25 protein-coding genes are annotated in these 23,044 nt (G+C 37.7%); 16 read left to right on the top strand and 9 right to left on the bottom strand.

The features are described from left to right. The first annotated feature begins 717 nt into the window (after positions 1–717). The 5 genes from tuaE (at position 718) to ACFVP7_RS19505 (ending at position 6,119) form a co-directional block, all read left to right on the top strand. Positions 718–2,172 carry a teichuronic acid biosynthesis protein TuaE gene (gene tuaE / locus ACFVP7_RS19525; protein WP_338731170.1) on the top strand — a complete coding sequence of 485 codons (1,455 nt, stop codon included), beginning with the start codon at positions 718–720 and terminating at the stop codon, positions 2,170–2,172. Between the two features lie 41 nt (positions 2,173–2,213). Further along, on the top strand, positions 2,214–2,888 hold the full coding sequence (gene tuaF, locus ACFVP7_RS19520; protein ID WP_046160913.1) for a teichuronic acid biosynthesis protein TuaF: 675 nt from the start codon (positions 2,214–2,216) through the stop codon (positions 2,886–2,888). Between the two features lie 29 nt (positions 2,889–2,917). Further along, positions 2,918–3,676, top strand: coding sequence for a teichuronic acid biosynthesis protein TuaG (tuaG, locus tag ACFVP7_RS19515; protein WP_046160912.1), 759 nt, complete (start codon positions 2,918–2,920; stop codon positions 3,674–3,676). 28 nt (positions 3,677–3,704) lie between these two features. Continuing rightward, positions 3,705–4,898: a teichuronic acid biosynthesis protein TuaH gene (gene tuaH, locus ACFVP7_RS19510; RefSeq protein ID WP_251233216.1), complete on the top strand. Its 1,194-nt coding sequence runs from the start codon at positions 3,705–3,707 to the stop codon at positions 4,896–4,898. 144 nt (positions 4,899–5,042) lie between these two features. Continuing rightward, entirely contained in the window at positions 5,043–6,119 is a 1,077-nt protein-coding gene (locus ACFVP7_RS19505; RefSeq protein ID WP_003227975.1) for an MraY family glycosyltransferase, read from the top strand. Positions 6,120–6,191: 72 nt separating this feature from the next. Here ACFVP7_RS19505 and ACFVP7_RS19500 read toward each other — a convergent pair whose 3' ends face one another. The 9 genes from ACFVP7_RS19500 to ACFVP7_RS19460 form a co-directional block, all read right to left on the bottom strand. Beyond that, positions 6,192–6,707: a hypothetical protein gene (locus tag ACFVP7_RS19500; protein WP_046160910.1), complete on the bottom strand. Its 516-nt coding sequence runs from the start codon at positions 6,705–6,707 to the stop codon at positions 6,192–6,194. Between the two features lie 27 nt (positions 6,708–6,734). Then, entirely contained in the window at positions 6,735–7,394 is a 660-nt protein-coding gene (locus ACFVP7_RS19495; protein ID WP_046160909.1) for an ATP-binding cassette domain-containing protein, read from the bottom strand. Between the two features lie 844 nt (positions 7,395–8,238). Then, positions 8,239–9,030, bottom strand: a complete 792-nt coding sequence (locus tag ACFVP7_RS19490) for a hypothetical protein (RefSeq protein WP_085185613.1) — start codon at positions 9,028–9,030, stop codon at positions 8,239–8,241. Continuing rightward, positions 9,017–9,796 carry a membrane-spanning protein gene (locus ACFVP7_RS19485; protein WP_076457519.1) on the bottom strand — a complete coding sequence of 260 codons (780 nt, stop codon included), beginning with the start codon at positions 9,794–9,796 and terminating at the stop codon, positions 9,017–9,019. Before ACFVP7_RS19485 ends, ACFVP7_RS19490 begins: the two co-directional genes overlap by 14 nt. Before the next feature lie 75 nt (positions 9,797–9,871). Next, positions 9,872–10,324 (bottom strand): hypothetical protein, encoded by a 453-nt coding sequence (locus ACFVP7_RS19480; RefSeq protein WP_014481058.1) that lies wholly within the window; start codon positions 10,322–10,324, stop codon positions 9,872–9,874. Positions 10,325–10,374: 50 nt separating this feature from the next. Beyond that, entirely contained in the window at positions 10,375–10,830 is a 456-nt protein-coding gene (locus tag ACFVP7_RS19475; protein ID WP_014481057.1) for a hypothetical protein, read from the bottom strand. A gap of 48 nt (positions 10,831–10,878) precedes the next feature. Next, the gene (locus ACFVP7_RS19470) at positions 10,879–11,343 is read right to left on the bottom strand and encodes a hypothetical protein (RefSeq protein WP_338731159.1); all 465 of its coding nucleotides are present in this window, start codon (positions 11,341–11,343) and stop codon (positions 10,879–10,881) included. A gap of 598 nt (positions 11,344–11,941) precedes the next feature. After that, positions 11,942–12,934 carry an LCP family protein gene (locus ACFVP7_RS19465; RefSeq protein WP_014481056.1) on the bottom strand — a complete coding sequence of 331 codons (993 nt, stop codon included), beginning with the start codon at positions 12,932–12,934 and terminating at the stop codon, positions 11,942–11,944. After that, entirely contained in the window at positions 12,934–13,587 is a 654-nt protein-coding gene (locus ACFVP7_RS19460) for a YigZ family protein (protein WP_014481055.1), read from the bottom strand. Before ACFVP7_RS19460 ends, ACFVP7_RS19465 begins: the two co-directional genes overlap by 1 nt. Before the next feature lie 216 nt (positions 13,588–13,803). On the opposite strand from ACFVP7_RS19460, the gene degS reads away from it, so the two are divergent. The 11 genes from degS (at position 13,804) to flgL (ending at position 23,002) form a co-directional block, all read left to right on the top strand. Next, positions 13,804–14,961 (top strand): two-component sensor histidine kinase DegS, encoded by a 1,158-nt coding sequence (degS, locus tag ACFVP7_RS19455; protein ID WP_396582740.1) that lies wholly within the window; start codon positions 13,804–13,806, stop codon positions 14,959–14,961. A gap of 82 nt (positions 14,962–15,043) precedes the next feature. Further along, complete coding sequence (gene degU, locus ACFVP7_RS19450; RefSeq protein WP_003219701.1) at positions 15,044–15,733, top strand: two-component system response regulator DegU; 690 nt, start codon at positions 15,044–15,046, stop codon at positions 15,731–15,733. A 97-nt stretch (positions 15,734–15,830) separates the two neighbouring features. Further along, positions 15,831–16,676 (top strand): DegV family protein, encoded by an 846-nt coding sequence (locus ACFVP7_RS19445; protein ID WP_003227986.1) that lies wholly within the window; start codon positions 15,831–15,833, stop codon positions 16,674–16,676. A 105-nt stretch (positions 16,677–16,781) separates the two neighbouring features. Next, positions 16,782–18,173: an ATP-dependent helicase ComFA gene (gene comFA, locus ACFVP7_RS19440; RefSeq protein WP_338731154.1), complete on the top strand. Its 1,392-nt coding sequence runs from the start codon at positions 16,782–16,784 to the stop codon at positions 18,171–18,173. Positions 18,174–18,232: 59 nt separating this feature from the next. Beyond that, positions 18,233–18,529 (top strand): late competence protein ComFB, encoded by a 297-nt coding sequence (gene comFB, locus ACFVP7_RS19435; protein WP_015483764.1) that lies wholly within the window; start codon positions 18,233–18,235, stop codon positions 18,527–18,529. Further along, positions 18,493–19,215, top strand: coding sequence for a comF operon protein ComFC (gene comFC / locus ACFVP7_RS19430; RefSeq protein WP_139345375.1), 723 nt, complete (start codon positions 18,493–18,495; stop codon positions 19,213–19,215). Before comFB ends, comFC begins: the two co-directional genes overlap by 37 nt. A gap of 73 nt (positions 19,216–19,288) precedes the next feature. Further along, positions 19,289–19,708 (top strand): TIGR03826 family flagellar region protein, encoded by a 420-nt coding sequence (locus ACFVP7_RS19425; RefSeq protein ID WP_024572694.1) that lies wholly within the window; start codon positions 19,289–19,291, stop codon positions 19,706–19,708. A gap of 80 nt (positions 19,709–19,788) precedes the next feature. Beyond that, a complete protein-coding gene (gene flgM / locus ACFVP7_RS19420; protein ID WP_014481049.1) occupies positions 19,789–20,055 on the top strand; it encodes a flagellar biosynthesis anti-sigma factor FlgM in 267 nt (88 codons plus the stop codon). Positions 20,056–20,070: 15 nt separating this feature from the next. After that, positions 20,071–20,553, top strand: a complete 483-nt coding sequence (gene flgN / locus ACFVP7_RS19415; protein WP_077671017.1) for a flagellar protein FlgN — start codon at positions 20,071–20,073, stop codon at positions 20,551–20,553. 18 nt (positions 20,554–20,571) lie between these two features. Further along, positions 20,572–22,095 carry a flagellar hook-associated protein FlgK gene (flgK, locus tag ACFVP7_RS19410; RefSeq protein WP_003228001.1) on the top strand — a complete coding sequence of 508 codons (1,524 nt, stop codon included), beginning with the start codon at positions 20,572–20,574 and terminating at the stop codon, positions 22,093–22,095. 10 nt (positions 22,096–22,105) lie between these two features. Continuing rightward, a complete protein-coding gene (gene flgL, locus ACFVP7_RS19405; RefSeq protein ID WP_015714797.1) occupies positions 22,106–23,002 on the top strand; it encodes a flagellar hook-associated protein FlgL in 897 nt (298 codons plus the stop codon). Positions 23,003–23,044 lie beyond the last annotated feature (42 nt).

Raw genomic sequence — 23,044 nt, 5'->3', positions numbered from 1 at the left:
CTTTCATGAGCAGGATATTACGAAGCCGAAAGGCATCGATGTATCAAAAGCATTGATCTCGATTATATTATTCATTTAGCTGCACAAATGAGCATAGCAGAATCTGTCAGCGTTTTTTAGATGATGAAAACATCAATATTAGGGACTAGCTCCATATTCTGATAGCAGTGAGTGAATGCAATGTGAAATAGATCGTCTTTGCATAATCAGCGGCTGTTTATGGATATCCGGATATATCCGCCTGTCGACATCTGTCATAAAATAAAAACAAATCCAGACTCACCATACGGGGCGAAACTTATGGTAGATGAGCTAATTAAAGCCAGCCTATGATCTGTATGGAACAGATTCTAGCATTTTACGATATAGCAACGTATATGGGCCACGCCAGGACGGAATAGGAGAAGAGATCTTGTATCAACTTTCTCCAATTTGCTACCCAGCGGTAAGGCTCCGGTGATTTTTGGATACGTGGATTTTATTGCAATGTTGTGGTTTCTGCCAACGTCAAGGCGCTCAAAGCCTAATCAAACGGGAGAATATCCACATCACACTGTACGGAACATAGAATATCTAAAACTGGTAACCAAAATGCCAATCGCTTAAGGACTGGAAAAGAACGTATCAAATCATAATATAGAAAGAATATGTAAAATTACTGGCTGCTGTCCGATATCGGCAGCCCTTTTCCAGAAAGAAGCGGAAGGAGGGGGAAAAATGAGTCTCAAACGTTCCGTGGTCAATGTTCTGGTTTGGCTCGCCGCATTGACCGCAGGGTTAGCATGCATTGTATTGGCCCAATCCAATGCAAAAAAAATCTTGTTAGCATGTCTAATTATGATTGCACTGACTTCGATCGTTGTGCTCAGGAAGTATATGTCATCTGAGCAATTGCTAATGCCCGTATTATATTTGCTGATCGCTGCAACTTTTGCCAACAATGCTTTTTTTACGATTAAATTGGGCTTTTTCAGCCTGTTTCCATATCGAATTCTTCTGATTCTGGCAGGATTCATATTCATAGCAGAAATGTTGAAAGGCAGCCGACACCTTGAAAAGTGGAATCAGGTGCGTGTCAAAGGCATACTAATGTTTTTCGCATTTTGGTTCTGTTATGGAATGATTTCACTGCTTTGGGTCAAATCTGTTACTGATGGCATAAAATATATGTTCCTATTGGCAATGGGAATGTTCTTCGTTTTTCTGATTGTCATGTTTTTTCAAAAATTGGATCGCATTTTCGCATTTTATTACATATGGCTGGTCATGACCGTATTTGTAATGGGTATAGGGTTTTACAATCACTTTACATTCAACCACCTGCCGAGCTCGACCCTTTACAACGGGCCGCACTATAAACAGCACTATCCGACATCCGTTTTTTTCAATCAAAATGACTTTGCGACATTTCTGTCCATCAGCTTTTGCTTTTATTTATCTTTTTTCAAAAACATTAAAAACAGCTATTTAAAAATAGCGGGATTGATCCTTGCGTTCTGTTCGGCCTACTTGATTTTTCTGACTGGATCAAGAGCCAGTATCCTAGGAGTTATAGCCGGACTTGCCGTTTATACGTTCATTTTGCTGCCGAAGATACTTAAAAAATGGGCGCTCATCGCCGCAGCTGCAGGATGTATCGCTTTTGTCACCCTGTTTGCAGGAAAGATTACTGGAGCTTTTTATACATACTTTTTAGCTCCGCAAACAACACACGATTTCAGCGAGCCGCTGCCATCCAATGTAGGGAGGGCAAACTTGTTGAAAAACGCCGGCCATTATGTGCTGGATACTTACGGATTTGGGGTTGGCGCAGGCAATGTACCTTATTATTTGGAACATCATGCACTGTTCGATACGGATCAGGTCGTCGAGGTTCATAACTGGCTCGTTGAGATCATGACGAACTTTGGAGTTGTGATGATGCTCGGTTATTTAACAATGTATATTTATTTAATAACTGTGCTTTACCGGTATTATAAAAGATCACTTGGAAGGCGGCCAAAGCTTCTCATTGAAGGTTTGACAGCCGCGCTTGTCGCTTTCCTTGTGTCAAGTATCAGCCCGAGTTCCGTTTCGAATTTATACTTCCATTGGGTGTTTCTCGCCCTTGTTATAGCGGCAATTAACACTTTTAGAATCAGCGGAACAGATGAAACCGAACAGTATAGATAATTTTTGAAAAGCTAATTTAAAAATAGGGAGAAATTCATGTGATGAATTTAATCAAACGTATTGCTGGTAGAGTGAAAAAGTTTATTGTGGCGATAATTGTGCTTCCTCTTATTCTTGGTCTTGTCGGCTATTTTATACCGAAGGGGAGTGTTGCTCCGTCTGATTACACGGCTACTGTAACGATATCAACCGGAAACTATGGAGAAGCTAAGTACAACAATGCAAAACAAGTACCGCTGCTGTTGAAAAACGGAGCTTTTTTAAAGGATATTTTCCCGGGGATGTCGGAAGAGGATTTGGCGCAGTTGAAAGATGATCTGGTGATTGAAATCAGAACGGATTCGCTTTTTAATTTAAGCTACACAGGGCCTGACAAACAGAAAACATCGGATACTTTAGAAAAAATCAAAGACTCCTATATGAAAGGAGATAAGGCGCTTTTTTCAAAAAGGGAAGAAGTCATTGAAAATAATATCAAGGCACTTGAAGGCGAAACAGTCAGCGCTGATTCAAAAGTTGACAAACAGCGGTTTTTGTATGAACTTGAAACAAGCAAGCTTGATATGAAGGCTGCTGAAGAAATTGAGCCCTTGACCGTACTTGATAACCAGGTTGTCGGCATGTCGCCTAAAAAAAGAGCGGTATTGGGGGTATTGATTGGTTTGGCGCTGTCATTTTTTATTATTGTTGTTCCGGAAGTTTTCAGAGAACGTTAAATTTATAATTGGGGATGTGGATCAGGACCATGACGAGGCAAAAACCTTTAATCTCTGTCATTACGCCTTCCTATAACGCGGAGGAATATATCGAAAAAACCATTCAGTCCGTCTTAAATCAGACGTTTTCCGACTGGGAAATGATTATTGCGGATGATTGCTCAACAGATGGGACAAGAGACATTTTGAAGCGCTATGAAGAAGATGATGACCGGATCCATGCTATTTTTCTGAAAGAAAATCAAGGTGCTGCAGCTGCGCGAAATGCGGCGCTCAGCAAAGCCGAAGGGCACTATGTCGCATTTTTGGACAGCGATGATGTATGGAAAGCAGAAAAGCTGGAAAAGCAGCTTGCCTTCATGAGGAAGCATCAGCATGCTTTCACATTTACGGCATACGAGCTGATCAGCCAAGATGGCAAACCAATTCATAAAACCATTCATGCACCCGTGAGCCTTACATATGATGATGTATTAAAAAATACGATTATTGGTTGCTTGACGGTAATGATTGACAGGGAGCAAACCGGTGATATCCGTATGCCGAATATTAGAACCCGTCAGGATTTGGCGACATGGTTATCCGTATTAAAACGGGGATTCAAGGCATATGGACTGAACGAACCCCTCGCCGAATACCGCATCGTTGAAACATCGATATCCAGAAACAAATGGAAGGCTGCGAAAAAAACGTGGTATGTCTACCGAGAGATCGAACGGCTTCATTTTATGAAAGCAACATGGTGTTTTGTTCAATATGCCAAAAACGCGGTGAAAAAAAGATTATAGCCGCAAACAGAGAGAAAAGGTGATGAAGGTGGAAACAAAAGAAGCAATCATTCATGTCATCGTTGCCACTGCTGAATGGGGAAAAGACCAATTGAGATACAGAAGGCACCGGCTGGCAGAATTTTTAGCTGCTCAGGAGGAAACGAAGGAAGTCATTTGGGTATGTCCGGCTCCGCGTGCCCAAGGGAAAGAGTTTCAGGAAGTCCATTCTGGCATCAGGCAATTCGCTGTCAAAGACCTGCTTCAGAAAAAAATGTTTCGCTTCGGACGATATACAGATGTCTTTTACAGACATAAGCTCTCCCCATTACTCGATGAGCTTGCATTAGCTTCTGCAAATGGTGAACGCTGCTGTTTATGGTACACGTTTCCTGGATTCCCGCTGCTGTCTTCGCTGTACCCTTGGGATCACGTCATTTATGACTGCAGTGACTTATGGACGGCGCCGATCAGCGGACGGTCAAATCTGCTGTCTGAATTCCGGCGAAAAGTCATTAAATCGGCAGAGCTGAGAATTATACAACGAGCAGATTCAATAACCTGTTCATCAGATTATCTTCACAAGGAAGTAGACAAAAAACTGACTGCAGGACAAGAAAAGGTTCATACTGTGGAAAACGGTGTGGAGTATGAACTGTTTTCTGCAAATAAACAAGCTCCCGACCGCAGTATACTGCAGGGGAGAGAAGGAACAGTGTTAGGTTTTATCGGCGGAATTAAACCGAAGCTCGATTTTAAAATGATTGAAGAAGCCGCCCGGCAAAAGCCTGATTGGACATTTTTATGGGTTGGTCCGGATGCCACCAATGGTGACGTTTCGTTTCAAGAGCTGCTGAGGCTTCCAAATGTCATATGGACCGGCCCGGCAGATCCGAAAGAAGTTCCGCATTTTATGGAGCTTATCGACATTGGCATCATGCCTTATAAAAAATCATCGTATAATCAAGCTGTGTTTCCGCTGAAACTATTTGAATTTTTAGCGGCAGGAAAACCTGTCGTCGGCTCTAATCTTCCGTCAACCTCAAAAATGCAAAAGCCGTATGTGTACGAATATGTAGAAGGTGATCATCCAATTGATTTTATAGCAGCTTGTGAAAAAGTTCTCGGACAAAACGGAGATGAAACCTATAAAGAAATGCGTCGAAACATCGCTCGCACAAAAGATTGGAATTGCTTGTTTAGACAAATTATGAAATATACAGGGATTCAAAAACATGCGTAGTCCTATAAATTGGGATGCGCGTTTTTTGATAATACGTGTTTCTTTTTGATGAAGCTTGTTATAATAACTAAGGAGAAGGTATAATGGAAGGAACGGTTCTCTATATAAATAAAGACTTTATTTAATGCCAAAGGAGACTTCTTTATGCTTGACGAACGCATGATTCGCATTGTTGTTGCGTTTATTGTCTCGCTGCTGACAGTTTTAATCATAACCCCTATCGTAAAAAGGATTGCGATTAAAATAGGTGCAGTTGACCAGCCCAGCAATCGAAAAGTACATGACAAAATCATGCCCCGGATGGGCGGGCTGGCCATATTTATCGGGGTGGTTGCAGGCGTGCTTGCATCCGGTATTTACACAGAAACAAGGATGACGGCAATTACAGTCGGAGCATTCATCATTATTGTGTTAGGTATTCTTGACGATAAATATCAATTAAGTGCAAAAGTTAAGTTTTTGATTCAATTAGGTGTAGCCATTATGATTGTAAGCACGGGCTTAAAAATGGACTTTTTCTCAGTACCTTTTTTAACAGAACGATTTGAGTTAGGATGGATGGCTTATCCGCTGACGGTATTATGGATTGTCGGCATCACGAACGCAATTAACCTAATTGATGGATTGGATGGCCTTGCTGCCGGTCTTTCTGTTATTGGCCTGTCAACGATTGCTGTCATGGCGCTATCCGGCGGAAAAGTGCTCATTCTGTCACTCTCATTAGTCGTTATTGCCAGCACGCTTGGGTTTTTGTTTTACAACTTCCATCCGGCTAAAATCTTTATGGGAGATACGGGATCACTATTTTTAGGGTATAGTATTTCGATTCTTTCATTATTAGGCCTGTATAAAAGTGTCACATTGTTCAGTATCGTTATCCCGATTATTATATTAGGCGTACCGATTTTTGATACAACATTTGCTATTATAAGAAGAATATTAAACAAACAGCCGATTTCAGCGCCTGATAAGTCGCATATTCACCATAGACTGATGGCCTTTGGCCTTTCACATCGGATGTCAGTCTTAGTTATTTATTTGATTGGATTTATTTTCAGTATCAGTGCGATTGTGCTTAAAAGTGCCACAATTTGGCTTTCTTTGTTTATTATCTTCATTTTAATCATTTTTATGCAGATCATAGCAGAAGTGACAGGACTCGTAAATGAAAAATTTAAGCCGTTTACGAAGTTTTATAAACGTCTGGTGAAAAGGAATTAAAGAACAAATGAAAAAAGGATTTCTAAGATGATGTAAGTACATTCAACTTAGAAATCCTTTTTTTAATATTGTTTATAGCTTAATTGCTTTAGCATAACGAACCCCTTGATCATATTTATCATGGACTTCATTATTATACATTTTAGTTGGCAGATACAGTTTTAATTTTTCACTTCTATCTTGAAGGGCAAAGTCATCAACTTGATAAACCAATTTTATTTTAGTTGACTGATGTGGCTTCAATTTTTTTAATTTGCTCATATCAAAATTGCCTTCATTCGTTTGACTTGTATAATTGTCTATACCGAGCATTGTTTCCATAAACAATGCTCCATCAGTTGTTACATGATTACTTTTATTTTGAATTTCTGCTTCAATTGATATTGGAATTATATTGTCTTTTTCGTCTCCTATTTCTGAAGATAAAACCTTTATATTTATATTATCACATGTTATCACTTCTTTTTTAGGAAAATACTCAATTGAAAATTCAGCAGGAACATTTTTGTTTATTACGTAGACACGATAAACAAAAAATAATATTAAAAAACTTATTAGTAATAAAATACATGTTTTCTTTTTAAACATTTTAAATTCTCCCTTGAATTTAATGTCTCATGATTTTAGTATTGTATGATTGATAATTTTCCCTTTCTCTACCATGAAAATTTCATCTGAAAGAAACTCTAAACTTTCCGATTCATGGCTAGCAAGAAGGATTAACTTATTTTTCTCTTTTAGTTCTATTAATAAATTTTTCACAAGTGATATTCCATCTTTATCAAGAGCATTGGTAGGTTCATCTAAAATAATTAGTTCTGGATCTTCCATAATTGCCTGGGCAATTCCAAGTCTTTGTTTCATACCTAAAGAATAATCTTTAAATTTTCTTTTATCATCAGGGTTTAAACCGACGGATTCTATTGTGTTTTTTATTTGATCCTCAGTGAGTATTCCTTTTATATCTGCTATCATCTTAAGGTTTTTAAACCCTGTATAGTTAGGTAAAAATCCTGGATATTCTATTATAGCTCCAACGCTCTCTGGGAAAGAGATTTTCCCTCCAAGTTTTTTTCCGTTAATTTCAATAAATCCGCTTGACGGTTTAATAAGACCACATATTGCCTTAAATAGCATTGTTTTTCCTGATCCATTTTTTCCTGTAAATCCATAAATTTTCCCTCGATCTAACTGTAAACTGATATCGTCTATTAGAACTTGCTTTCTTATTTTTTTTGTAAGGTGTTCTACTTTTAAATATGCACTCTTTGACATGTTAATCCTCTGCTTTCATTTAAATTAAATCCCTTTTTTTAAAAGAAATATAAATAGCAAAAAATAAAAAAATGCTTAACAAGACGTTATAGCATATCGAATATTGAAGCGTAAGATGATGACTGGGTTCAAAAATAGTATGTTTAAGAATCATTGAATGTATTGCCGGGAGCAATGGGTTATTTATAAATATAGAAAGACATATTAGGATAGCAACTATTAAAAAACTATAATTGGAATTCATATAAAAAGAGAAAAACACATGAATTAAAGTCAGTGATATAGATGTTAAAGCATATAGTGTGAAAATGATAATTAAAAATTTTCCTTCAGTAACCTGTTTAAAGCTTAAGTCATTTATAATATTGACAGCAGGCATGTTCCAATTCAAAGAGTTTAAATTGTATATCAAACCTACTATATAAGTAACAAGTAATAAAACTAGATAGGTACTTATAATATTTAAAATAATAAACAAGGTTTTAGAAATCCAATATAGATGGATTTTCTGAACTCTTAGTAAAAGGTAAACATTTAATTTGCTATCATAGTACAATGCATCGCCACAAATAAATATCACGAATATATTTATAATCATCCAAATTGTTGGGACACTGTTTAATTCATAGTTATTAATAAAGCCTACATCCTTAAAGTTCAGATAAAAAAGTTCAATTATACTCATAGATGTATCTTCAAACTGATTAGAATTCATTATTGATATGTAACATACTAATATACTAAGTAAAAAATACTTCCACTTATTCCTGTGAAAATTGTTGCGTATATCTCTTATTAGCAGTTTGAATACAATAATTATATCATTCAAGTAGTATTTTTCCTCCTAATTTTTAAAGTCCTTTTTCGAGTATAACTCACGGCCTATGAAATATAGAGCAAATAGTAAGATGATGAAATAAACATTATTAATTAATACATTCCTTAAATTCAACCAGTTATTTACATCAAGGATGGATTTATTTATAAATAAAGAAGGATTTAGATACATAGCATCAATGTAACTGTATATGCATATACACAAAAGAGTCAAACTGCTATTTTTTATAATGGTTTTAATAATGGCCGTACTTAATGCTATTATTGATAAGCACAAAAATTTAGTTAAAAAAATGATTGTTAAAACATTAAATGTTGAAAGCTTATTTAAGTATTGTTCTGGATTCGGTATCTTGTTATTGTTTAAGAGTACAGTGATTTGTCCGTTGGTTCCTATCCATTTATTTTCGTAACCAAAAATTAAACCACCTATTAAATATCCTCCCAAGACTAAAATAAATGTCAATATAAAGGTGTAAACCAAAGAGATCATTACAGTTTTATTCCAAACCGATGTTCTAGATGATAATTTAATTATTCTATTATATGTTTCTTCTCGTTTCATAATTAATAATATTGTTAAACAGATAAAAGGGATAAGTATAAATACCATCACATTCTTATTAGTAAGTCCCATGATACCATTTAAGTCAGACAGAAAATCAAATATCGAAAGTTTATCAAAGTCAATGTTATTTTTTATTTGGTAATACATGAGTAAAGCAGCGAGATAAACTGTTAACAATATAGAATATTTAGTGTGATTGCATACATAAATGAAGAGTCTAAATGTTCTCACTCTTTTTACCTCCAACACAAAAGACAACAAAAAGTATGATTATTGTTACCGTTGCAATGACGTAGATTCCATATGTAAAGGGGACATCTAAAAATAAAAATTTAAGCGGAGAGTAGCTTTGAAAGTTAAATGTATCTAAAATAATGTCTAAAATTGTGTAAATAAAAAAAGGTATACCAATAGCAATATAACGATTTTCTACAAAAAGACTGCAGGTCAAAGCAATTGAAGCAAAAATGCCTCCAAAAATAAAACAGTTTCCAATTCTTAAAATTATATATATTAAAGGATGATTTACATATAGATCAGGTAAAAAACCAAAAACGGGAATATTACCAAAGTATATGTTTGGTTTAATAGCTGGTAACAATGAGAAATAAACGATTAAGTTTAATACAAGTGGAGTAATCGATGCCATCCCACCAATTAAAAAGTTAATGAAAAACTTTGTTGTTAAATACTTGTTTTTGTTTTGCCTTAGTAGAATATTTTTTAAAAATCCACTTTTCTTTTCTTCGATATAAGAATCTGCATATGGTACTGATGCTAGCAATGGAAAAACAGTGATAATGATTGAAAGGTATATTTCTGGATTAAATAAAAACCACCAGTTATATACACCGAGAGGATAATCCCAATAATCAGATGGTTTTAAGTGAATAACATTATTTTCCACAACATCTAAGATAGCTATTAAAGAACCTAAAATCAAAATGAATAGAGTTGTACTTTTAGTGAAGCCTCTAGTTGTTATACTTTTAAACATTACAAATCTCCTTTACATAAATGATAAGATATGAAAGAAACTTTCATATCTTATCATTTGAGATTAAATTATCTTTTAGACGGAGTCAGGACTCCAAACACCAGCAGCACCCCAACTATTAACTGTTCCATAGCCTGTTGCTTCAATTTTTACTTTAATTGTTTTTTTGTAATCCTCGTGAGCATAGTTTTTTAAGTATTGTGTTTTAGGATAAAGTCTGAAGTTGTTTCCAAATACGTAGCGATACCGTTTGGAAAAACTTTTTCCCGAGCTGGTAACAAGTTCTGCAGAATAATGAACAGCACCTGTCATACTAATGCTTTTAAGGCTCATATAAGCGCTTGTATTATCACGCTTTTCTCTTGAACCAGTATATTCATATTTTCCACTTGTACTGTTGGTGAAATGAAAAGAAAAATTGGTATCTTTAGTATTTCCTTTAGCACTTACATTACTTACAGCAAAACCTGTAAATACTAAACTTACGATCGCTATAGCTCCAATAAGTTTTTTGAATTTAGCCTTCATATATGATTCTCCTTATTCATAATTTAAAATTAAAGAACCAGTTAAACTATTTAGATGGAATCAGGGCTCCAAACACCACGGGAGTGCCAATTATAGCTAGCGGCTCCTCTATAACCTTTTGCTTTAATTTTTACACTAACGGGGGAACCTTTACTATCTTCCATAGCATAATTCTTGATATAGTGTTTAGCTAATTTAGGATTTTCAGCATCATATGTGCCGAATGTATATGTCCATGTTTTAGAGAAATTTTTCCCGTTTGACTTTACAAGAGATACTTTATAGTACGGATCGCCGTCACTAATTGTTTTGACATTAATGTATGCACTTGTAGAGTTGTATTTAGTTCTAGCTGGAGTATAAGCTGTACTATTACCATTAAACTTCAAATTGAAACTGGAATCACTCGTATTTGCTTTTGCTTGAGCATTAGTTGCAGCAAAACCAGTTAATACTAAACCCGTAATAGTTACTGCTCCAATAAGTTTTTTAAATTTAGTTTTCATATACGATTCTCCTTATACACAATTTTAAATTTTAAAGAGCTTACTTTTTTAGATGGAATCAGGGCTCCATACACCACGGGAGTGCCAATTATAGCTAGCGGCTCCTCTATAACCTTTTGCTTTAATTTTTACACTAATGGGGGAACCTTTACTATCTTCCATAGCATAATTCTTGATATAGTGTTTAGCTAATTTAGGATTTTCAGCATCATATGTGCCGAATGTATATGTCCATGTTTTAGAGAAATTTTTCCCGTTTGACTTTACAAGAGATACTTTATAGTACGGATCGCCGTCACTAATTGTTTTGACATTAATGTATGCACTTGTAGAGTTGTATTTAGTTCTAGCTGGAGTATAAGCTGTACTATTACCATTAAACTTCAAATTGAAACTGGAATCACTTGTATTTGCTTTTGCTTGAGCGTTAGTTGCAGCAAAACCAGTTAATACTAAACCCGTAATAGTTACTGCTCCAATAAGTTTTTTAAATTGAGTTTTCAATTTTTTCACCTCCTTAACCAACCCTTTAATTAGATTTTCTGTGTAATTATACCATAGTTTATAAGGAATTAAAGGTTCAAATAGAAAATTAATCTAATTTTAAAGGATAATTTGTTTATATTTTAACAGTCTCTGCTTCTTAAAGTACTAATTGACTAAATACTGATGTTTAAGGTGTCTTGAATGCTTGTTTGGATTTAGTGGAGTTGGCTTTTAACATGTAGGGGGAGAGTATCTAAAAGAAAGAATAGTATGGGTATTAAGTCTTTACGTTAAGAGAGTTAATTCCCCTAAAATTGGTGTGGATTTAATGTGGGTATTTGTACCATAGTGGCAGGGTTTGCATTTAATGTTGCACACCTATAAATTTTTCCGGAGGAAATCCTTCAGTTATCCTCAAAATTAAACTGAAGAATATGTGGAGTATCGTGAATTCATACCAAATCAATTAACTTTAACTATTGGTCTTTAAGAGTTTTTTTGCGCATATAAAGATCTGATGCCTAAGGATATAAAAAACAAAAAAGAGGCAAAGAAATTAAATTCTTTGCCTCTTTTTAATCAAAGTCTAAAACCTTGTCAGTAAAAGTACGGATATTGTGAATTATTATTTATCAGGGTACAAAAAGTTATAAAGTTCTTCTTGAACTTTTGTTAATTCTTCATCATCAGGTTGAAAGAAGTACTTATTTCCGATATATAAATCTGAGCCTTTTAGAGTTAATGTTTCAACATCGTTACCTTTAAAACCGCTAAAAATTTGTTGAAGTGCTAGGACTTGGGTAATCCTTAAATTTGTTGTTATGTTATCACTTACTTGATCTGCTAGGGTATCAATTTTTGCAAGATTAGAAGGTTTTGAGACTTGATCTAACATGGCCATCAAAATTTGTTTTTGTCTATCATTACGCCCGAAGTCACCCCGTGGATCTTGTTTTCTCATCCGTGCATAGGCAAGAGCTTCTTCCCCATTTAGATGCATATTCCCTTTTTGAAAATAGAATTTTTTAGATTTTGATGTATCACTTTTCTCATTAAAATCAAAGGGGACCTCAACATCAACTCCACCAACTTCATCAATTGTTTTTTTGAAGCCTTTAAAATCCACAGTAGCATAGTAATCAATTGGTATATTTAAGAGCTTTTCAACCGTTTCAACAGTTGTTTGAGCTCCGCCTTTCCCATATGCAGAATTAATTCTCGTTTTTGTCCCAGAAGTATCACCAGATATTTCAACTCTTGTATCTCGAGGAATGCTTAGTAACTTCATGGTCTTTTGTTTAGGATTGATAGTAGCGACAATAATAGAATCGGTTCTTCCTCCTTTTCCGCCTGTTGCATAGTCTTCGACTCCTAACAAAAGTACAGAAAAAGGTTGTTTTTTCTTAAGATCAACTACTTCTTTGCGTAATTTCGACTTTTCACCACGATCTAATTCTTTATAGGAACTATCAGCTGCTTGAAGCGTTTTATATACTTTATATCCAATTATTCCTGCGAATACTATAGAAAATAGGAAAAAGAGCAATAATATACGCTTTAAAATAATTTTTCGTTTATTTTTTTTTTTCTTTACACGAACCTTAACTCGTTCTGGCATCATTTATTCTCCTTTTGATTTTCAACTTGTTTTTCAAGATATATCAAAATACCCTTTTTAGTATAACATGATCCATTCGTTAAATTTAAAATCCATTGAGAGTATTCTGAAATTCTTTTCTCATTTACGTATACTTCAAATTCAACGTTTTCCGCATAATGGATTTCCTTTAACAGAAATTGTGACTCCCTTAATTCATTTTCAATCTTGCCAAGCCATGTGTAATCTGCAGAAGTATGCATGATTCGCATAAGCTTCCGTTCTACAACACCTATATGATTTAATCCTTCAGACACTGATTTCCCATAAGCGCGAATTAGTCCGCCAGCCCCAAGCTTAATGCCTCCGAAGTAGCGTGTAACGACGGCGCAAGTATCCTTCAGTCTGCGTTTTTTTAAAACCTCGAGCATCGGCACTCCCGCTGTACCGCTTGGTTCTCCGTCATCATTGGCTTTTTGGATATGATCATTCTCGCCAATAACATAAGCCGAGCAATTATGAGTCGCATTCCAGTGCTGTTTCTTTATTTTCTGTATAAATTCCTGTGCCTCTTGTTCGGTAGAAACACGGCTTAAATGACAGATAAAACGCGATTTTTCTATAACAATCTCGTGTTCTCCTGCTTCTTTCACAGTAAAATAGCTGTGCAGCATGCTAGCTGACCCTCCTGCTAAGCATAAAAGACTGCCTATACAAATTCGTACAGTCTTTAGAATTTTTGTGCGTATTTTGGTATCATAAAGAGTAGATAGTATATAAAAATGTTTTTTTCTAGAATATACGCATTCTTTCATTATAATTCGACATAATTTGCAGATCAATTACATTTATAATAAAAATATATGACAACGCCGTGACGGAGGGAAATTATGAATAAAACAAAGATGGATTCCAAAGTGCTGGATTCTATTTTGATGAAGATGCTGAAAACCGTTGACGGGAGCAAGGACGAAGTTTTTCAAATCGGGGAGCAGTCACGCCAGCAGTATGAACAGCTGGTCGAAGAACTGAAACAAATTAAACAGCAGGTGTATGAAGTGATCGAGCTTGGCGATAAACTTGAAGTGCAAACCCGCCATGCGAGAAACCGTTTATCCGAGGTCAGCCGTAATTTTCATAGATTCAGTGAAGAGGAAATCCGCAATGCTTATGAAAAAGCCCATAAGCTGCAGGTAGAATTGACGATGATCCAGCAGCGTGAGAAGCAATTGCGCGAACGGCGGGACGATTTGGAGCGCAGATTGCTAGGGCTTCAGGAAATCATTGAGCGGTCAGAATCATTAGTAAGCCAAATTACAGTTGTGCTCAACTACTTGAATCAGGATTTGCGCGAAGTTGGACTGCTTCTTGCCGATGCTCAGGCAAAACAGGATTTCGGCTTAAGAATTATTGAGGCGCAGGAAGAAGAGCGAAAAAGAGTCTCAAGAGAAATCCATGACGGACCCGCTCAAATGCTGGCGAATGTTATGATGAGATCGGAATTAATCGAGCGGATTTTCCGTGACCGGGGCGCAGAGGACGGGTTCCAAGAAATTAAAAGTCTACGCCAAAATGTTCGGAATGCCCTTTACGAAGTGAGAAGGATTATATATGATTTAAGACCGATGGCCCTTGATGACCTAGGCCTGATTCCAACTTTAAGAAAATATCTATATACAACCGAGGAATATAACGGGAAGGTCAAAATACATTTTCAGTGCATTGGAGAAACAGAGGATCAGAGGCTAGCGCCTCAGTTTGAGGTTGCGCTCTTCAGGCTCGCACAGGAAGCTGTGTCTAATGCGCTAAAGCATTCTGAATCTGAAGAAATTACAGTCAAAGTTGAGATCACAAAGGATTTTGTGATTTTAATGATAAAAGATAACGGTAAAGGGTTCGACCTGAAGGAAGCGAAAGAGAAGAAAAACAAATCATTCGGCTTGCTGGGCATGAAAGAAAGAGTAGATTTATTGGAAGGAACGATGACAATAGATTCGAAAATAGGTCTTGGGACATTTATTATGATTAAGGTTCCGTTATCTCTTTGACTATGATTTGTAAAATAGAGCCAAAAGGCATATTGACCGAATGCTAGAGTATATAGAACAATAATACAAGGAGGCGTGGCTTGTGACTAAAGTAAACATTGTTATTATCGACGACCATCAGTTATTTCGTGAAGGTGTTAAACGGATATTGGATTTTGAACCTACCTTTGAAGTGGTAGCCGAAGGTGATGACGGAGACGAAGCGGCTCGTATTGTTGAGCACTATCATCCTGATGTTGTGATCATGGATATCAATATGCCAAACGTAAATGGTGTGGAAGCTACAAAACAGCTTGTAGAGCTGTATCCTGAATCTAAAGTAATTATTCTATCAATTCACGATGACGAAAATTATGTAACACATGCCCTGAAAACAGGTGCAAGAGGTTATCTGCTGAAAGAGATGGATGCTGATACATTAATTGAAGCGGTTAAAGTAGTGGCTGAGGGCGGATCTTACCTTCATCCGAAGGTTACTCACAACCTCGTTAACGAATTCCGCCGCCTTGCAACAAGCGGAGTTTCTGCACACCCTCAACATGAGGTATACCCTGAAATCCGCAGACCATTACATATTTTAACTAGGCGGGAATGTGAAGTGCTGCAGATGCTTGCAGACGGAAAAAGCAACCGCGGTATTGGTGAATCATTGTTTATCAGTGAGAAAACCGTTAAAAACCATGTCAGCAATATTTTACAAAAAATGAATGTAAACGACCGGACGCAAGCCGTTGTGGTCGCCATTAAAAATGGCTGGGTAGAAATGAGATAGTATAATAGGAGACTTGCCTTTTTCTAGGCAGGTCTTTTTTTAGGCTGCCGTTTCCCTTACAATAGAGTTATAAAGCAATAAGGCAGGTATCGAAGCTATGAATATTGCAGTCGTAACAGACAGCACGGCATATATTCCGAAAGAAATGCGTGAACAACATCAGATACATATGATCCCTCTCCAGGTTGTTTTTGGGGAGGAGACTTACCGTGAAGAAATTGAGTTGGACTGGAAAAGCTTTTACGAAGAAGTGAAAAAACATAATGAGCTCCCGACGACTTCTCAGCCGCCAATCGGCGAGCTGGTTGCGTTGTATGAAGAGCTTGGCAAGTCTTATGATGCGGTTATCAGTATCCATCTTTCCAGCGGGATCAGCGGAACATTCAGCAGTGCAGCAGCGGCTGATTCGATGGTCGACAATATTGATGTGTATCCATTTGACTCAGAGATCAGCTGCTTGGCTCAAGGCTTTTATGCCCTTAAAGCTGCTGAATTAATCAAAAACGGAGCATCCTCGCCGGAAGATATTATAAAAGAACTGGAAGAAATGAAAAAAACAGTTCGAGCTTATTTTATGGTAGATGACTTAGCTCATCTTCAGCGCGGCGGGCGATTAAGCAGCGCCCAAGCCTTCATTGGTAGTCTTCTAAAGGTAAAGCCTATCCTTCATTTTGACAATAAGGTAATTGTGCCTTTTGAGAAGATTCGCACACGTAAAAAAGCAATTTCGCGAATTTATGAGCTTTTAGACGAAGATGCGAGTAAAGGGCTGCCTATGCGAGCTGCTGTTATCCACGCTAATCGAGAGGAAGAAGCAGCGAAAATCATTGAAGAGCTTTCTGCAAAATATCCTCATGTTGAATTTTATAACAGCTATTTTGGCGCGGTAATCGGCACTCATTTGGGTGAAGGTGCGCTAGGAATTTGCTGGTGTTTTAAATAAGGCCAAATCTCCGTTTTTAGAGCGGAGATTTTTTTATATTCTTATTTTAATAGTTGGACAGAAAATATTCATTCAGGCATACTGTCTCGAAAGGAGGCGTGCTATGTGAATGTGCCAGTTGAAAAAAACAGTTCCTTTTCTAGAGAATTGCAGCAGACGCTTCGAAGCCGTCATTTGCTCAGGACTGAGCTCTCATTTTCCGATGAGATGATTGAATGGCATATCAAGAATGGATATATCACTGCTGAAAATTCTATATCCATAAATAAACGGGGATATAGATGTAATAGGTGCGGCCAAACTGATCAGCGGTATTATTCTTTTTATCACTCATCTGGTAAGAATAAGCTGTATTGCCGTTCCTGTGTCATGATGGGCAGAGTGAGTGAGGAGGTTCCTTTATATTCATGGAAAGAGGAAAATGAATCAAACTGGCAGTCAATTAAACTGACATGGGACGGCAAGCTTTCAAGCGGACAACAAAAAGCCGCCAATGTTTTAATTGAAGCAATATCAAAAAAAGAAGAGCTCCTCATCTGGGCGGTTTGCGGCGCTGGCAAAACAGAAATGCTGTTTCCTGGTATAGAATCAGCGTTAAATCAAGGACTGCGTGTATGTATTGCAACACCTCGCACCGATGTTGTATTAGAGCTTGCTCCAAGGCTCAAGGCTGCCTTTCAGGGTGCTGACATTTCAGCGCTTTACGGAGGAAGCGATGACAAAGGGCGGCTATCTCCGCTTATGATTTCCACTACGCATCAGCTTTTGCGATATAAAGATGCAATCGATGTTATGATCATTGATGAAGTTGACGCTTTTCCATATTCTGCTGATCAAACCCTTCAATTCGCTGTTCAAAAAGCAAGAAAGAAAAACAGCACCCTCGTTTATTTAAGTGCAACACCTCCTAAAGAATTAAAAAGAAAAGCACTGAACGGACAGTTATATTCAGTTCGCATCCCCGCAAGACACCACCGGAAACCTTTACCCGAACCGCGCTTTGTATGGTGTGGAAACTGGAAGAAGAAATTAAACCGAAATAAAATTCCGCCAGCGGTGAAAAGATGGATAGAGTTTCATGTAAAAGAAGGGAGGCCTGTTTTTTTATTCGTTCCTTCCGTTTCTATTCTGGAAAAGGCTGCTGCGTGCTTTAGAGGTGTATATTGCCGAACCGCATCTGTGCACGCGGAAGACAAGCATAGAAAGGAGAAAGTGCAGCAATTCAGAGATGGTCAGCTCGATTTATTAATCACAACAACAATACTGGAAAGAGGCGTCACAGTCCCCAAGGTGCAAACGGGTGTACTAGGAGCGGAATCACCTATCTTTACGGAAAGCGCACTTGTTCAAATTGCAGGAAGAACCGGCCGGCATAAAGAATATGCGGACGGCGATGTCATTTACTTTCACTTCGGCAAAACAAAGAGTATGCTCGATGCAAGAAAGCATATAAAAGAAATGAATGAATTGGCAGCAAAAGTTGAATGTACAGACTAGCCATTATTTGAAAACGTGGTACAGTATACTCATATAACCGATGATGAGGAGCTGTAAAAATGCTTGTCAATTCAAAAGAAATCGTAATGAAAGAACTGCTCGACCGATATATGGACCAGCTTCATATGGCCTGTACTTGCCAAGTATGCCAAAACGATGTATTGGCACTTTCTTTAAACAAAGTGAGTCCATCCTACGTTACTGATCTTAAAAAGATCGCATATACGAAAGCTGAGCTGGTAGATAAACAAAAAAACACAGCAATGCTTGTCATTTTGGCTGAATCTGCTGCCGTAGTTTCAGAGAGTCCAAGCGATTTATGTCAAACGAAGCAGGAGGAGGCATTCATAAACTGATCTGTTTATTATGTGATTCGCAATTTTCTCAAGATGTTACATGGAGAGCCCTTTTTTTATTAAAGCCTGATGAAAAGGTTTGTTATTCTTGCAGAAGCAAATTAAAGAAAATCACAGGACATATCTGCCCCCTGTGCGGCAGACCTCAATCTGTTCATGCCGTATGCAGAGATTGCGAGGTGTGGAGAACAAGGAGCAGAGACAGTTTGCTATTGCGTCAAAACCGTTCAGTTTACACATATAATGATATGATGAAAGAAACGCTCTCCCGTTTTAAATTTAGAGGAGATGCAGAAATCATAAATGCATTTAAAAGTGATTTTTCTTCAACCTTTTCTAAGGTTTACCCCGATAAGCATTTTGTTCTTGTACCTATTCCGCTGAGCAAGGAACGGGAAGAAGATCGCGGATTTAACCAGGCACAGCTCTTGGCAGAATGTTTAGACCGGCCTTCCCACCATCCCCTCATTCGCCTGAATAATGAGAAACAGTCAAAGAAAAAGAAAACAGAACGCCTGCTGTCAGAGCGCATTTTTGATACAAAAAATAATTCAGCAGAAGGTATGAATATCATTTTAATAGACGATCTTTATACAACAGGCGCCACCTTGCACTTCGCAGCCCGCTGCTTATTAGAAAAAGGAAAAGCCGCTTCAGTGTCATCTTTTACCTTGATCAGAAGCTAAATGATTCGGTTTTTATGCCGATATAATCACTAGAAATTGACACAGGCATATTATCTAATAAGGAGAAAAAAAGATGGGAGAACTGGCTAATTGTCCGAAATGCAATGCTTTATTTTTAAAAACAAAGCTGCAAACTGTATGTCAGGCGTGTATTAAGGAAGAAGAAAAATCATTTGAGACTGTCTATAAATTTTTAAGAAAACAGGAAAACCGGCAATCAACTTTGAGCCGGATAACTGAGGAAACAGGTGTGGAAGAAGAGCTGATATTGAAATTCATCAGGCAGAAGCGAATTCAGATCACTCATCTTCCTAATTTGGCATACCCTTGTGAAAGGTGCGGGACATCGATTAGAGAAGGCAAGTTCTGCAAGGTTTGCCAGTCCGATATTAAGGATCAAATGGATCATTTGAACCACGAGGATGCTCTGAAAATCGAGAAAGAAAATAGTAAAAAAGACACATACTATGCCTATAATACCAAAAACAGCTGATTCCCTAAACTAACTGAAAACGCAGTCGATAAAAGGGTTAAGATTGTTTAAAGACTGCAACGGAAAGCGAGAGGAATCCTATGAAAATCAATCAATTTGGAACACAATCCGTTAATCCATATCAAAAAAATTATGATAAGCAAGCGGTGCAAAAAACTGCTGCACAGCCTCAAGATAAAATTGAAATTTCATCACAGGCTAAAGAAATGCAACATGCATCCGACGCAGTCACTGGTTCACGACAGGAAAAAATTGCGCAGCTTAAAGCGCAAATTGAAAACGGGTCATACAAAGTAGACGCAAATCATATCGCGAAAAATATAATTAATTTTTATAAAAAGCAATAAAAAAGGAGAAAGCCCATGTCAGCGAAGGCAATTATTGAACAATTGAAGCGACTTTGCGTTCTGCATGAGCACCTGCTCACGCTGTCTGAAGAAAAGACGGAAGCGCTAAAAGCCGGCAAAACAAAAGAGCTTTCTAACATTTTGACAAAAGAGCAAAAATATATTCAAGCGATCACGCAGACAGAAGAAGACCGGATCAAAACAACTTCGGCCTTTCTCGGATATAGCGATAATAATACCATTTCCGCATGTATCGCCAAAACCTCAGGCAGTGAAAAGGAAGAGCTGGAACAACTATACGAATCTCTTTCTCAAGTTCTCGGACGTCTGAAAAAAGTAAATGAGATGAATAGGCAGCTGACAAGAGACGCGCTGCAATTCATCTCTATTTCGTACGATATGCTGGTTCCTAAGGAAAATAACTTCAATTACAGCAAATCAATTAAAGCTGAGCTGCCGAAAAGCAGCCAAATGAAACTGTTTGATTCAAAAGCTTAGCAGAAAGGAATTCAGAAAATGACATCTACCTTTATGGGGCTTGAAACTGCAAGGCGGGCGTTAAGCGCTCAGCAGGCAGCGTTAAGCACTACTGCAAATAACGTGGCAAATGCCAATACTGATGGTTATACAAGACAGCGGGTCTCATTGGAGGCAACTGACTATTTCCCTGCTGTATCCAAAAACGCAGAAAAAACAGCGGGACAAATGGGTACGGGCGTTCAAGGAAAATCAGTTGAGAGAATAAGAGATATCTTTCTTGACTACCAATACCGTCTTCAAAACAACAGTGCCGGATACTATGACACGAAGGCCAAAGCGCTGTCCCAAATGGAAGGCGTTTTAAATGAAACGGATGACAGCGGCTTGAACAGTGTGCTCAATTCGTTTTGGAATTCCCTGCAGGAATTATCGAATAATACAAATGAAGAAAGTGCACGTTCTGTTGTTGCTCGAAAAGGACAAGCTGTAGCTGAAACGTTTAATTATATTTCTGAATCACTTACAAATGTCCAATCGAATTTAAAAGCAGAGCTAAATACAACTGTGTTGGATGTCAATTCTCTGCTTTCTCAATTAAACAGTTTAAATAAGCAAATTGCACAAGTAGAGCCGGTCGGGCTTCTTCCGAATGGTTTATATGACCAGCGAGATTTGCTGATCGATAAATTATCCTCAATGGTTGATATCAAAGTCAGCTACAACAAATCAGGCGGGAATGCGCTTGCTTCTGCTGAAGGAACTGTATCAATTGAAATCCTCGATAAAAATAAACAGTCGCTAGGAACTGTTTTGGACGGTAAAAATTACGAGGTTTCAGAACTTGCAGCCAACTATGATAATGAAACTGGGTTAGTATCAAGTATTTCAATCGGAGATACAGCTGTGCAGGCGGAGTCCTTCAGCAGCAAGGGATCCCTTTTAGGATTTATAGAGTCCTACGGGTATATAACAGCAGACGGCCAAGAAAAGGGCGTATACCCGGAAATGCTTTCTGATCTTGACAATATGGCGCTTGAATTCGCGAAAGCTTTCAATGAAGTGCACAGAAATGGTGTGACCAAGAGCGGTGAACAAGGCGGAGACTTTTTTGATTTTACTGGCGGTGAAACTGAACCTGCCAAGGGCGCGGCGGGCAAGATCAAAGTGGCTGACAGCATAATAGATTCAAAAGGCGCAAACATTGCTTTCTCACTGACTGGTGCAGCCAACGATAACGCAAATGCTACAAAACTAGCAAATGTTTTAACCGGTAAAATTACTATTAACGGTAAAGAAACTAGTGTGTTAGATTATTATGCGGGTCTGATTGGCGAGCTAGGGATCGAAGCTCAAGAGGCTAATCGACTGGCGTCTAATACAGAAACACAGCTAAATGATGCTGACATAAACCGTCAGCAAATGAGCGCAGTTTCTTTAGACGAAGAAATGACGAATATGATTCAATTCCAACACGCATACAATGCAGCTGCAAGAATGGTGACTTTACAAGACGAATTGCTTGATAAAGTGATCAATGGCATGGGTGTTGGAGGAAGGTAGGTAGAGTCACATGAGAGTAACACAAGGCATGATACAGCAAAACTCACTGAGATATATCGGTTCGAGCTACTCGAAACTGGATAAACTCCAGTCGCAGATTTCTTCAGGGAAAAAAATCTCAAAAGCTTCCGACGATCCTGTAGTAGCAATGAAAAGCTTAAAGTATAATACGCAACTGTCTCAAGTGCAGCAGTACAAAAGCAATGCTTCTCAAGCCTTTACCTGGCTCGAAAACACAGAAACAAACATTACAGAAGGAATTGACATCTTGTCAAAGGTCAGAGAATTAGCGGTTGAAGCTCAAAATGATACAAACGGCGAGTCGGAGCGGCAAGCGATTGGCGTAGAGGTAAAGCAGTTAAAGGAACAGCTTTTAAATATTGCGAATACACAAGTGAACGGCAGATATATCTTTAATGGCACAAATTCAGATAAGCCTCCGGTTACAGATAACGGAGACGGAACTTATACAATTTCTGATACAGCTGATGTCGTAGTCAATATATCAAATAATATGTCATTGAAAGTGAATTCAGATCCAAAGTCAGCTTTTGGAGGCACTTCTGAAAGCGGGCAGAATGTATTTGAAATGCTTGATTCTTTTGAGAAAGCACTAAATTCTGGTTCGCTAGATGGCATGGACAGTGTTTTAGATGATATTGATCATTTTTCTGACGGCATGAGTGCTGAACGATCTGATCTTGGAGCGAGATATAATCGTCTTGAATTGGTTAATACAAGACTGTCAGCGCAAGAAGAAACAGCTACCAAAGTGTTATCAGACAATGAAGATGTAGAACTGGAAGAAGTAATAACTGAATTTATTGCGCAGCAAAGTGTGCACAGGGCTACTCTGGCCGTTAATGCGCAAATTGTTCAGCCTACATTAATTGACTTTTTAAAGTAAGCGGCTCTCAGGAGTTCGCTTTTTTTATAGTTCAGGAGGTAG

Origin of the sequence: Bacillus sp. SG20033 (assembly GCF_044570195.1) — a bacterium.
Taxonomy (GTDB): Bacteria; Bacillota; Bacilli; order Bacillales; family Bacillaceae; genus Bacillus; species Bacillus subtilis.
This window is presented reverse-complemented; position numbering and strand designations above follow the sequence as displayed.